Raw genomic sequence first — 12,529 nt, 5'->3', positions numbered from 1 at the left:
GGGCTTATCCATCAGCGCAAGGCCCGAAGGTCCCCTGCTTTCCCCCGTAGGGCGTATGCGGTATTAGCAGTCGTTTCCAACTGTTATCCCCCACAAATGGGCAAATTCCCAGGCATTACTCACCCGTCCGCCGCTCGTCATCTTCAAAAGCAAGCTTTTGAAATGTTACCGCTCGACTTGCATGTGTTAGGCCTGCCGCCAGCGTTCAATCTGAGCCATGATCAAACTCTTCAATTAAAGTTTTGGTTGATTCCGAAGAATCGACTCAATGAATTCTGTTCGTATGAACACTCTTCATCGAGTTAAATCGTTTTGTCGATTTCTCAATGCCTGTGAGTGTCCACACAGATTGCTTGATAGATTGTTAAAGAGCAAAGGAAGCCAGCCAAACATTTTAGCTTAAAGCATTCGATGTTTGAACCTTTGACTTCCAGACCCTGTCGCGGGTCAGTGGTTGCGCATTATAGGGAGCCTGAATTTTTGCGCAACCCCTAAAAGGCGATTTTTCTTATCAAAGTCTTCAAGTGTTCACTATTGCGCCAAGGCGCGCGCTAATCGACCAACTCAGGCCAATGATGCCAAGTATTTAGGTACATCGGCAATGCTATCCAGTACTACGCTCGCCTCATCCATAGCTTCCTGAGTCACCTCTTTACCACTTCTGACCAGGATCCGCACCGGGATCCCCGCCGCTTTGGCAGCGCGCATATCATCGGCCTTGTCACCGACCATTACACTGGCGGCAAGTTCCAGCTTAAGGAAACTGGCTGCACTGTTGATCATTCCCGCCTTGGGTTTACGACAGTCACAATCCTGTTTGTATTCACCTATGCCCTTCTCCGGGTGGTGCGGGCAGTAATAGATGCCATCGAGATCCACCCCCTTGTCGGCAAAGTTCCAATCCATCCATTCGGTGAGACTGGCAAACTGATCTTCAGTGTAGAGCCCACGGGCAATTCCCGACTGATTGGTCACCACCACCAGCTTATAGCCTTGGCACTTCAACGCCAGGCAAGCATCGAAGACACCTTCAATATATTCAAAATCATCTATTTGATGTACATAGCCGTGATCGACATTGATTACACCATCTCTATCCAAAAAAACCGCTCGGTTCACTGTTTGCCTCCCAGAAAGCGAATGGCAATATTATTCCACTCATTGCGGCAAAATGCACTGTGAGAACAGGCTTATGTTGTGAGCTTGACGGCAGAGGATAAGAAAAACCGGGCATTGGAGCCCGGGATAGGTGCCTCGCCCGGATGTCTGATGCTCGGGAGCACGCCCGCAGGGAGGCATCAGACATCCAGACTCAGCATGACCATTCAAACGGGTCGTAATCAGCGAGCACTCTGGCATACTCAGGACTCAGACCATCGGTGGAGAAGTAATACCCCTTGCCATCGTTGCCTATGTCATAGCGTATGTCGTCATATTCCGGCATCGCCAATAACTGTTGTTGCAGCGCCTGCTGCGCTTCGGCATCCAAGCTATAAGGGGGATAGCCCAAAACCGAAGCCTCAAGCACAGCGGTATGGCGACAACTGGCTTCGCGTATCTGCTGCGCCAGGGTCGAGGCAACTTCCCCACGTTGCAGTGCCAACCAACGGTTGGCATAACTGTCTACCATGTAACGGTCTGAATAGAAGAAGTGTTCTCCCTCTGATACACGCATCTTCAGGTCCTTGTGTTCAGGCGCCAGGATCAAACGGATATACTCTTGCACCGCATCCACAGTCTTCTCTGAGTCATCCCCCGCCACAGCCAACAACTGCGGCAGGGAAACCAGGCGTCCGTGTTGGCTGAACAACCGGATAAAGTCCACCAGTTCCAGCATGCTTTATCCCGGCAACAAGCCACGGGCCTCCAGAGCATCGGCTGCGTAACCCAGGCCGAATTTTTCCAGGGTTGATCTCAGCGGTGCCCCGGTTTGCCTGTCCCAACCAAAATCGTCATAGAACATATCCAACGCCTTTTGAATATCGTCCCTGTCCATCTTGATGGTGCCTTCATCGCCGAAGGCTTTATCGGGGTCCAGGTCGTAAACCCAATCGCAGAGCACATCGTGCTCATTGCGCATATTGATCTCATTCATTTGAATGATAGTCAGCGCCCGGTGCAGATGCAGTACCCGCTCGGCCATAAAGTCGAGCTCAGTCTCAGTCACTTCTTTACCTGTAACCAGAGAGAACATCTGGGATTCTATGGTGCTGTCTCCGCGGTAGTTACGATTCTTGTCCGGCGAAGCCAGCAAGGGGAACATCCAGTTACAGAGAGTCAATGAGTCGTGCAGCACGTTTTTCACCAAAGACCACTTGGCAAACTTAACCTTGGCCGGGTTTATTGGGGTATACCATTTCACCTTATCAAAGGCACCTTCGCCCCAGAATTCGGCGGCTATGGTTTCTATCATGTCCTGAGGCAAGCCACAGTTAACAATATTGATATGGGAGTGACACTGAGCATCGCGGTTAAACACCATATTGATCAGGGTGCCCACCTGCCCTGCGGTCTCACTGGCATGGTGCACAGCGGCGTTGGTCTTCTTATTGAAAATTTTCACCGAGGATTCTTTGTGGATATCCCAATAACCGAGATCCGGATTACGTCCATCCAGTTTCCAGCGCTCAATCAGATCCGACATGCCATCGGCCATATGGGCAATTTCCCCTTCGCGATAGGCGATACGGCGGTAAAAATCGATAAGAAACGCCGGATCTTTCTTGTCCCACAGATCCCATGGGATGCTGTCAAACTCCTCTTTAGGCAACAGATATTGGAACATATCGTGTTTTTTAAGGTATTTGAACAGGTGCGAAATCAGACCATAGTTACACCAGATGCCATAATCGTCGATCAGGTTGCCCCCCAGAGCACCTGTCATCGCATGTTCTTCCGAGCCCTTCTTGGTATCCATCAGATACTGAGGCGCCAGGAATCCCATGCAGACGTTGGAGATATGTTCGCTCTTACGACCATATTTCTGTTTCAGCTCAGGCACCTTGAGTTCACAGAAGCAGCGAATGGGGCAGGCATGACAGCCACCGGTACGCTTCATCCATTTGTTGGCGTACTCTTCACCGAAGTACATCTCGGCCATTGAGGTACGGAAGCCTACCTTGTTACGTTCATTCCACGGCACCTCGCCCAGCTCAATCTGCTGATCCGACTGCCCCCATTTGAGCCCCGGACGCGCTTTCCAGCGGCTGATACCATTGGAATATTCGGCCCAGGATTGCGGAGTTGAAGGCACAACCCCTTGGTTGTTGGCACCTATTATCCCCAGAATATGGTCATCGAGCCGACGCATGTTGGCATTATCGGCGGCAATAGCCACAGCCCCTGTGCCTATGATGCCTATCCCTTTAAAATTCTTTGACCCGAGCACGGCGCCATGCCCACCGGCAGAATGCCCTCCCTGAGTCATAATCACTGACAGCGGCACCTGATTCTCCCCCGCCTGGCCTATGGCAGCCACCTGGGCATTGGGGCCCATCATTTCGGCTATCATTGCGTGGGTATCAAAAATCCCCTTACCCCAGAGCGCGGCGGCTGATTCCAATGTAACTTTACCGTCTTCAACTCTGAGCCATACAGGTGCGGCGGCGCGACCTTCAATGGCGATGGCATCAAATCCGGCATATTTCATTGCCGGTGAAAAATGACCACCGAAATGTCCATCAGAAATCAGATGATCTTTAATCACCGGGCTGCGGGAAGTAATAGTTGTACGACCAGTACAAATCACCCCAGAACCGGTTAGCGGGCCGGCGGAGAATACAATAATATTTTCAGGATCTGTGGCCTTGATATTATCTTTATGGCCATCCCAAAGAATCTTATAGCCTATCCCCATACCACCAATATAATCATGATACTTATCTGTTGACTCTGTTGTAATATCACCGGTTGTTAAATTAACTCTTAATACTTTACCGGCCCATCCGCCAAGTTTATCTGTCATTTTCTATTACCTCATTAACCGATCAGGCCAGTATATTTTTCATATTGTTCGAGTGCAGCTTCCGCCTGTTCCCAGGTATAAAACTTAATCGCACCGGTTGGACAAACCTGGGCGCAAGCCGGTTCGCCCTGACACAGGTCGCATTTCACGGCTTTCATTTTGCTACGCACAACTTTGATCACTTGTTGCGGACATTTATCGGCACAATAACCACAGCCGACACAGCGCTTTTCATCTATCACTTTAGCGCCGGTTTCCGGATGAGTTGAAATAGCCTGCTGCGGACAGACCTCTGTACAAACCTCACAATGGCGACAAGTGGCCGGCACCACAGTGCGATCGCCGCACTCACCCCGCTGCTCTGTGTAATTGAATTGCACACCATGAGGCCCATAGTTCATGTTGTGTTCGACTTTGACCCTTGCCAGGGTTGGGCTGCAATCACCTTCATGGTTCCAGCCACAGGCGATTTCACAGCGACGGCAACTGACGCAGATAACCGGATTAACCACCATCAATCCACCGGGTAACACCTCAACCTTTTCATCGCTGTCGTTGTCGCTGCCACAACCGGTAAGAAAGCTGATAAGCGTTCCACCATAGACAGTGCCTACGGCAGCTCCCATACTCCCTTTCAGCATTCCTCGTCTGGTAATCATATTGCGTTCCTTAATTAGTTTAAGAAATATTATTTAAATATGCATACACCAAAAACCCGACGACTCATGCTAATTAAATCCAGACATTTTTTCCCAATCTGAGTCACATTTACTCACAAGTAAGCCAGCCAATCTCATTATCTAAAACCATAATCAAATATTAAAATTACAATCTTCTCAAAATAGAAAAATACAACTTAGACTGAACCTGCGCTTATCAGTTATAGCTGGAACATATTGACGATGGTCACAGACAAATTATTCAAATCAAATAGATTAAGCCTCGCATACATTCCTAATTAGAAATCCCGACAGAATCTAAAAACTTAAAGGAATGGGAAATGATGAAATTCAAGCCTAAAAACGCCTGGTGGAAACTATCTCCACTGGTGGTTTGCTTATTGGCTGCATGTTCCGATGGCGATGACGGCCAAGTGGGTCCTCCGGGCGAAGTGGGGATCAATATTGCCAAAGCCAAATCACTGCAGGCCAATATCGAAGCCGTCACCATAGATGAGCAAACCCGGGTTTCGGTCGACTTTTTCTTAAGCGACTCCAACGGTGTTGCCGTGACAGGACTGGAACAACTGGAACAGGTTTCAGCCTTGGCCATGGGCATAGCCAAGTTGGGCAGCGCCCAGCCCATGTACGGCGATTCAAAGCCAGTGGAGGGACGCTATGAAATAAGCCGCGCCCCCCAATGGATAAGCTATATCAATAAACTGGTTGAGCCGGGGACAGGGGCAACAGCACAGGCCGCAGCGCAGTGGCAAGCCGGGATTGAGAGTGACTGCAAACTCGATTGTTTGCAAAGCCTGGGCCAGGGGCGTTACCGTTATCAATTCAGCAAAGCACTCAATCAATACCCAAGCTTTGAAGGGCTCGATACCCAGTATGAGAGTGATAAGACTCACAGGGTCTATCTGGAACTCAAACCCGCTGCCGACAGTTCACCGAGCAGTATGCTTATCAACAGTGTCTATGACTTTATTCCGGCAACCGGCCAAGCCGCCGCAGCCGAAGACAGCCGGGTACTGATGGATCAGCAGCAGGCATGTTATCGCTGCCACGGCAGTGACAGGGATAACAGTGAGGCGCGTTTGTTAATGCACGGCAGTAAGCGTTTTGCCTTTGAAGGCTGTGTCATGTGCCACACCAGTTATTCGGGCGACCCTGAAACCAGCTCAGCGCTTGATATGGCGACCCTGACACACAAAATTCACCAGGGCGACTATAAGGTCGTTGGCTATCGGGGCCATGAATATGACTACAGCCAATTACACTATCCCGGTGATATCAACGACTGTAAAAGCTGCCATATTCCTGATGCGGCGCCGCAGGCCAGTCAATACTTTATTCCCGGCAGTAACAGTTGCCTGAGCTGTCACAGTAAAGATGCCCCGGATGACTGGAATGGCAGTGCCAGTGCGTTATTCCACGATAGAGAACTCTTCCCCAGAGGGTGGCAACAGAGCTGCTCCGGTTGCCATCCGGACGCCAGTAATCCTGAGGGCGCAGGTAAAATCCACCTGAGCCTTGGCAGGACAAGCAAACTCATCAAACAGGAGTACGCCTTTGCGATCTCCTCCGCCGCTATCAATGGCGACAAGCTGAGTATCAGCCTGGATTTTCGCAGTCAAGGCCGCCTGCCTGCAGACGATCCGGCCATTGAGTCTTTGTGGCTGACCGTCAGTGGCGATCCTGAGCCGCTTAATCGTCCGCTCAACAATGGTCAGCGCAAGATTTGGAATTTGACCAACCCTGGGGATGACGTCACCCTGGCCATGCAGGGGCACAGTCTCAACGCCGCCATAGGCCCGCTTCAGATAGCGGATTTCGGTGAGCCGGACAAGACTCAAGTTCGGGCAAAACTGGTTGTCTGTGCCGATCCCAATACAGGTTTTGCGGTGGCTTGCGATACCAGCTCTACCCGAATCGAAGTGATTGCCGCTAACCCCTTGTCGCTCATCGGCGCCCCGGCGAGCAGCAAAGCCATTGCCGATGAAACCGCTTGCCAGCGCTGTCATGACAACGATATGCAGCAGCGGGTTGTCAGTGCTCATACTCTGGCCAGTCATTTCCAGCCAGGTAATGACAGTTGCGGCAGTTGTCATGCGCCTCAAGGTGCCACGGCGCTGACCGACAAGAGCTGCAACGACTGCCACAACAATGACACCAATATGTACTTAAATGCCGGGCTGAAACACACTCCGGGCATGGAGCAGATAAAAGCTGTCCGTACCCTGAATAACAGCCTGAATTACAGGGAAATGGTGCATTCGCTGCACAGTGGTACCCGTACTGTGGCCGGTATGGGTGGCGATCGAGAAACAGCCACTTATCCCAAGCCAGCCAATGATTGCCGCGCCTGCCATAGCAAGGGTCAACTTACATTGGATGGACTGAGCCAGAGCGCCTCCGTGTTGGTCGCCACTCCCGGCGCCACCGAGAAAGGCCAAATAGCCGAATATTCTCCCACAGTTGCAGCCTGTGGTGGTTGCCATGTCCAGGTGGACGATTGGGCCAGCCATGCCGAAGCCTTCGGTGGCGTTTTCCAAAAGGATGCCAATGGTGGACCTGTGTATCAGAGCGGCAGCGAAAGCTGCGCCATCTGTCATGCCGAGGGACGTAATAACGGTGTCGACAAGGTACACGGCCTCGAGGATTGAGCCTCATTGCCTTATCGGCCAAAACGGCGCTTCGGCGCCGTTTTTATATGCAGTTTTTATCAATTCAGGAGCTCAAACCTGCCAATCCGACACAGCTGCCATGATAGCGCCAACTGAGCACTGCTCTGCTCGAAATCCACCATCATCTTGATCGATGCAGAAACAGGAAGCCCTAGTGGTTTCCCTTTATTTATCTGAATATTCGCTGTAGTCTTAATCGGATCAAAACCGAATAACGTATACAAAGACGGGATCTATGAGTCGAACTACCCCCATCGTTCATAAAACGCGCACTCAGGTTGTGGTCGAAGTGTTGCGGGAAAAAATTCTTTCAGGGGAAATCGCAGCCGGTGAACCGTTGCGTCAAAGCGCCCTGGCAGAAGAGATGAATGTCAGCCGGATTCCGGTCAGGGAAGCCCTTTTGCAACTGGAAGCCGAGGGGTTGGTCAAGTTTGAAGCCCATAAAGGCGCCACGGCTACCGAACTATCGGTTGAACAAGTCAGCGAGTTATTTGAACTCAGAGCACTGATTGAAACTGATCTCCTTGCCAAAGCCATTCCAAACCTGCAGGATGAAGATCTGCGTCAGGCCGAAGCCGTACTGGACAAACTGGAATCCGCCTTTAAACAGGATGATGCCGTGGGCAGTTGGAGCGAACTCAACACAGAGTTCCACACAAGTTTGTACCGCGCCGCCAACCGTCCCCATACCATGGAAGTCGTACATGGTCTGAACACCAACTGTGATCGCTATATCCGCTTACAGTTGTTGCTGACAGGCGGGATCCCCCGAGCCGAACAGGATCACAGGGATCTACTGCAATTATGTCGGCAAAAGAAAATAGATGAGGCCGTGGTCCTGTTGAGGGCCCACATACTGCACGCTGCCAATGCCATTCGCGAATTGGTAGCCCAACAGGTGAGCTGAAAAATCACGACCCTTTCCAAGCAATAGCGCTTTAGTTGTCCAAAAGACAGATCTGGCTTCTGTCTTTTTATTTTGAGAGTAAATTCAATGCAGTACGCCACTATTACCGGCTGGGGAAAGTGCGTTCCCCCTGCCGTACTGACCAATCATGATCTGGCCACCTTTATCGATACTTCCGATGAATGGATTAAACCCAGAACAGGGATTAGCCAGCGTCATATAAGCCACGTCAACACTTCTGAATTGGCCACAGTCGCTGCCCAGCATGCACTGGCCGCCGCCGGCATAGAAGGTAGCGAACTGGACATGATTATCCTGGCCACCGCCAGCCCGGACACCCTGATCCCCAACATAGCCTCGACCGTGCAGGCCAATGTAGGCGCAACCTGTGCCGCCTTTGACATCAACGCCGCCTGCAGTGGCTTTCTCTATGGCGTAGGCCTGGCCACCGCCCAGATAAAGAGTGGTCAATGCAAGAAAGTCCTGGTTATCGGCGCCGAGCGTCTCAGCTTCTATCTCGACTGGTCAAGAAGAGAGACCGCAGTACTGTTCGGTGATGGTGCCGGTGCTGTGGTGCTGGAAGCAACAGACAGCCCATGTGGCGTACTGGGCTATGAGCTCAACAATGACCCAGGTGGCCGCGATATTTTGAAGGCCAGTTTCGGGACGGGTATGGATAGATTTGTCGCCGAGTCGCTGGACTTCTACATTCAGTTCGACGGCCAGGAGATTTTCAAACGTGCCATCAACGGTATGGGTAAACTCAGCGCCCAAGTATTGGATAAATGTGGCTTGGATAAAGAACAAGTCGATTGGGTAATCCCCCATCAGGCTAACGAGAGGATCATCGACACTCTGGTACACAGAATGAAGATCCCCAAAGAGAAGGCCTTCGTCAATATAGCCAACTATGGCAACACCTCGGCCGCGACCATTCCCATCGCTATCTGTGATGCGTTGGAAAAAGGCATGATCAAGCCAGGACAACACATTCTGTCCTGTGCCTTCGGCGCTGGCCTCACCAGCGCGGCCTTGCTGCTGAAATGGGGTGATAGAGTCACACCGCTGAAACAGAGCGATGCCGAGCTGCCGCCATGCGAGCAGACAGGTATTGAACTGGTAAAACGCGCAGTAGACTATTTCTGCCATCGCGATAAGGCTTAAACGAATTAAGCAGAACCCCAAACAAAATGCCGTTCACTTTCAATGAACGGCATTTTCGTTTTTAGATGCCATACTTGGCCAGGAATAACATGTCCGGTCGCAACAAAAAGTTGCGCTGACGAATATAGAGTAAAATGCTTGCCGAAATAAACTCACTCAATTATACCGCTTTCTAAAAAAGAGAAGGCCTCGAGGTCTTATTCGCACCTTCTCTTAGGTCAGTTCTTGGCCCTACTTGAGCGGTTTGCTTATCCGGATGACTACCCGACGGTTACGGACCCGTTCATCACTGGAATCATTGGATGCCACATGCCGCCGTTCGCCGTGTCCTTCAGTATGGATCCTGTCTCCCGGGATACCCCGTGCGACAAAAAAATCTTTAACGGAATCAGCTCTCTGTTGTGAAACCTTCTGGTTAATGCTGCGGCCGCCATAACTATCGGTATAGGCATCAATCAGCACCAGCTCCACTTCAGGATCATAGGCCAGATACTCCTGCACCCGCGCCAGCTGCGCCTTGGAATAACGGGTCAACTCAGTCCCCCCCATCTCATAGGTAAGCACGGTAAAGGCGATATCATCGAAACTGTAAGGCAGTAGATTGGCCAGACACTGCTTGAACTCGCGGTATTTCTGGGCAAAGTTGGCCGCGGAAAGGCCGACCGCCACCGTGTGGCTTTGGTTGTACCAATCGCTGTAGTAGAAAGTGGGTTCCATGCCGCGATCCAGCTCAGTCAGCATGGACCAGGCGGCCTGTTTCGGCACTTCGCCATTGAAGTATTTCTGGTAGCTCAACTCGGTAATCGCCTTTGATGTCACCCCGGGACGCCAGGCCGGCGCTTTGCTCATCAAGCGAGCATGAGTCACTGCATCAGGCTTTTGCCACATGTCCAGAGTAAACTGCAGATTCAGCTCTTTACCCGCATGACTGGAAAACACAGCTTTGCCGTAGGAGGGAATATCGTGCTCGAGGCTGCAACCTATGGGGGTGTTTTGCGCCACACGCCAATGAGAGTCGTCGAGTGACGCCACATAGTGCCTGAGATCCGCCATCGCCGACCACGGCAGACAAAGAGTCGACAGCAGAAACAGTTTACGCCACATAGAAATCTCTCTTTTCACACACCATGTTGTCTCTATCGGCAAAGAAATTCATTCCTTTAGCCTATAAAAACAACAATCGAACATGACACCCTGTTGATGTTTTAGCATAATAGCCGCTTCGTTATTTTCCAGGGGAAATGCATGACTCAGCCAAGCCTAGCCAACCAACTCAAGCACAGATTCAGGGGCTATTTCCCTGTGGTGATCGACGTGGAGACCGCTGGCTTCAATGCGCAGACAGACGCGCTGCTGGAGATTGCCGTCAGTCTGCTGAAGATGGATGCCGAGGGCAATCTGGGAATAGACAGAACCCTGCACTACCATATCGAACCTTTTGAAGGCGCCAACCTCGAGCCGGAGGCGCTGGCATTCAACGGCATAGATCCCAACAACCCCCTCAGGGGCGCCGTCAGCGAGAAAGAAGCTTTTCTGGAGATATTCAAGGCGGTGAAAAAAGCGCAGAAAGCAGCCGACTGCCACAGATCTATCATAGTGGCTCATAATGCCGCCTTCGATCACGGCTTTGTCAGCAAAGCAATCGAGCGCAATGATATCAAGCGCTCGCCGTTTCATCCCTTTGCTACTTTTGACACCGCCACGCTGGCCGGATTGGCCATAGGACACACAGTACTGGCCAAGGCCTGCAGCTTGGCCGGGATCCCCTTTGACAACAAAGAAGCCCATTCGGCGCTTTATGATACAGAGCGCACCGCCGAGCTGTTCTGCTACATAGTGAACCGCTGGAAAGCTCTTGGCGGCTGGCCTTTGCCTGCCACTGCCGAAACCGACACCCCGCAAGGGGATATCTAAACCGGCTCAGACATATAAGCCGACTAAAACTCTGGGATTTCCTGGCCTCAAGCCAAACTATTTGAGCGTTTGGCTTGAGGGTGCATCAGCAACCACCGACCAGTGACCAGAAAACAAAGACAGCCCGGCTCAAAACCAAGCTCTTGAGCCTCATATTTAAAGCCCGGTGCGACTGTCGAGTTTAAGAGCCTTAATCAAATCGAACACTTCATGGATCTCTTTAAACACTTGCTCTATGTCTGCGCTGAGATCCAGCGGCTTGAGTAGATCAAGTTGCGGCTCAAAATAGCTATGCTGACAGGCTATTTTGACAAACAATCGCCCCTGTTTAAAACAGGCTTCCAGCTCACCTTGATAAAATCCTGATAGTGACAACAAACGTTCCATGGTCACTGTATTAAGCACATATCTGGCTTCAAGCTGATCGTCACTGTAAACCTCAAATCTACGCTCAAAGTCCGGGTCTTCCAGCTTTACCCGCGTGAGTTTGCTTCTAAACTGCGCCAAGCCATTGGCCATAAAACCTTTATCGCGGCGCACCTGGATGGTGGCGGAAAATCTCTTTGGCAGCTCGAACTCTATCACTATGCCATCGAATAGCGTCTTATATTGGGGACCATTATCGTTCTTGCCTGTGCGTTCGAGTAACGTCAGTTCCCTAAGCAGAAAAGGCACATTAAGATACTTGCCTCTGACTGAGTTTTGAAAATAACCTTTGTCATAGTCGGGAAAGAGACCATAGTCTTTATAGCTTTCCAGTTCAGGCAATCCCGGAGGATTGAACGCAAAGCTTTTACCGAAATAACCCAGCAGTAAAGGATAGATCTCCTCGACTATCTGGGTACGCAGTTCACCTATCTCACTGCCTGCCCAGATATTGGCCAACACCACCAATCCCAGGGATACCAAGGCGCCGCCAAAACCAATGAAAAACACCCCATCTTTAAAATCCAGCATGAAAGCGCCATAGAAACTCATGACAAAAAACAGCAAAAATGCCGGAATGCCGATAAAGGTGAGAGGCGCAACTATCTTTCTACGCTCTTTATACCTGGCAGCGGCGGCCTCTCGTACCGACTCATAACGCCGACACTTGGGGGCAATCTTTTTCCCGTAATACTGGCCGAAGGCCAGCTTGTCCTGCTCCGGGATCTCCAACTCCATTGAATTCATCCTGTTTTCTTTATTTTTGCCATTTTTGCCGAGCCAGCCCGTGACTATCCGACAATAG

10 protein-coding genes and 1 rRNA gene (1 of these 11 running past the window's edge) are annotated in these 12,529 nt (G+C 51.0%); 4 read left to right on the top strand and 7 right to left on the bottom strand.

Annotated elements, in window-relative coordinates:
* The 5 genes from ACMHXH_RS19650 to ACMHXH_RS19630 all read right to left on the bottom strand — a co-directional run.
* Positions 1-237, bottom strand: a 16S ribosomal RNA gene (locus tag ACMHXH_RS19650); it reaches 1,308 nt to the left of the window's first position.
* A 327-nt stretch (positions 238-564) separates the two neighbouring features.
* Entirely contained in the window at positions 565-1,119 is a 555-nt protein-coding gene (gene gmhB / locus ACMHXH_RS19645) for a D-glycero-beta-D-manno-heptose 1,7-bisphosphate 7-phosphatase (protein WP_039035626.1), read from the bottom strand.
* A gap of 193 nt (positions 1,120-1,312) precedes the next feature.
* Positions 1,313-1,837 carry a hypothetical protein gene (locus ACMHXH_RS19640; protein ID WP_071476171.1) on the bottom strand — a complete coding sequence of 175 codons (525 nt, stop codon included), beginning with the start codon at positions 1,835-1,837 and terminating at the stop codon, positions 1,313-1,315.
* A 3-nt stretch (positions 1,838-1,840) separates the two neighbouring features.
* Positions 1,841-3,964: an aldehyde ferredoxin oxidoreductase gene (locus ACMHXH_RS19635; protein WP_071476170.1), complete on the bottom strand. Its 2,124-nt coding sequence runs from the start codon at positions 3,962-3,964 to the stop codon at positions 1,841-1,843.
* A 14-nt stretch (positions 3,965-3,978) separates the two neighbouring features.
* Positions 3,979-4,623, bottom strand: coding sequence for a 4Fe-4S dicluster domain-containing protein (locus ACMHXH_RS19630; protein ID WP_039035623.1), 645 nt, complete (start codon positions 4,621-4,623; stop codon positions 3,979-3,981).
* Positions 4,624-4,964: 341 nt separating this feature from the next.
* Here ACMHXH_RS19630 and ACMHXH_RS19625 point away from each other — a divergent pair, with 341 nt between their 5' ends.
* The 3 genes from ACMHXH_RS19625 (at position 4,965) to ACMHXH_RS19615 (ending at position 9,384) form a co-directional block, all read left to right on the top strand.
* Positions 4,965-7,292 carry an OmcA/MtrC family decaheme c-type cytochrome gene (locus ACMHXH_RS19625; protein ID WP_335912879.1) on the top strand — a complete coding sequence of 776 codons (2,328 nt, stop codon included), beginning with the start codon at positions 4,965-4,967 and terminating at the stop codon, positions 7,290-7,292.
* 256 nt (positions 7,293-7,548) lie between these two features.
* On the top strand, positions 7,549-8,220 hold the full coding sequence (locus ACMHXH_RS19620) for a GntR family transcriptional regulator (protein WP_039035620.1): 672 nt from the start codon (positions 7,549-7,551) through the stop codon (positions 8,218-8,220).
* Between the two features lie 87 nt (positions 8,221-8,307).
* Positions 8,308-9,384, top strand: coding sequence for a ketoacyl-ACP synthase III (locus ACMHXH_RS19615; RefSeq protein ID WP_039035619.1), 1,077 nt, complete (start codon positions 8,308-8,310; stop codon positions 9,382-9,384).
* A 231-nt stretch (positions 9,385-9,615) separates the two neighbouring features.
* Here the strand turns inward: ACMHXH_RS19615 and ACMHXH_RS19610 are convergent, their stop codons facing one another.
* Positions 9,616-10,488: a flagellar protein MotY gene (locus ACMHXH_RS19610; protein ID WP_039035618.1), complete on the bottom strand. Its 873-nt coding sequence runs from the start codon at positions 10,486-10,488 to the stop codon at positions 9,616-9,618.
* Between the two features lie 141 nt (positions 10,489-10,629).
* Here ACMHXH_RS19610 and rnt point away from each other — a divergent pair, with 141 nt between their 5' ends.
* On the top strand, positions 10,630-11,298 hold the full coding sequence (rnt, locus tag ACMHXH_RS19605) for a ribonuclease T (RefSeq protein WP_039035617.1): 669 nt from the start codon (positions 10,630-10,632) through the stop codon (positions 11,296-11,298).
* A 156-nt stretch (positions 11,299-11,454) separates the two neighbouring features.
* Here rnt and ACMHXH_RS19600 read toward each other — a convergent pair whose 3' ends face one another.
* Positions 11,455-12,471, bottom strand: a complete 1,017-nt coding sequence (locus ACMHXH_RS19600; RefSeq protein WP_335912880.1) for a DUF3137 domain-containing protein — start codon at positions 12,469-12,471, stop codon at positions 11,455-11,457.
* Between the last annotated feature and the right edge of the window lie 58 nt (positions 12,472-12,529).

Source organism: Shewanella sp. BJSY2023SW001 (assembly GCF_047314685.1).
Lineage (GTDB): Bacteria > Pseudomonadota > Gammaproteobacteria > Enterobacterales > Shewanellaceae > Shewanella > Shewanella indica.
This window is presented reverse-complemented; position numbering and strand designations above follow the sequence as displayed.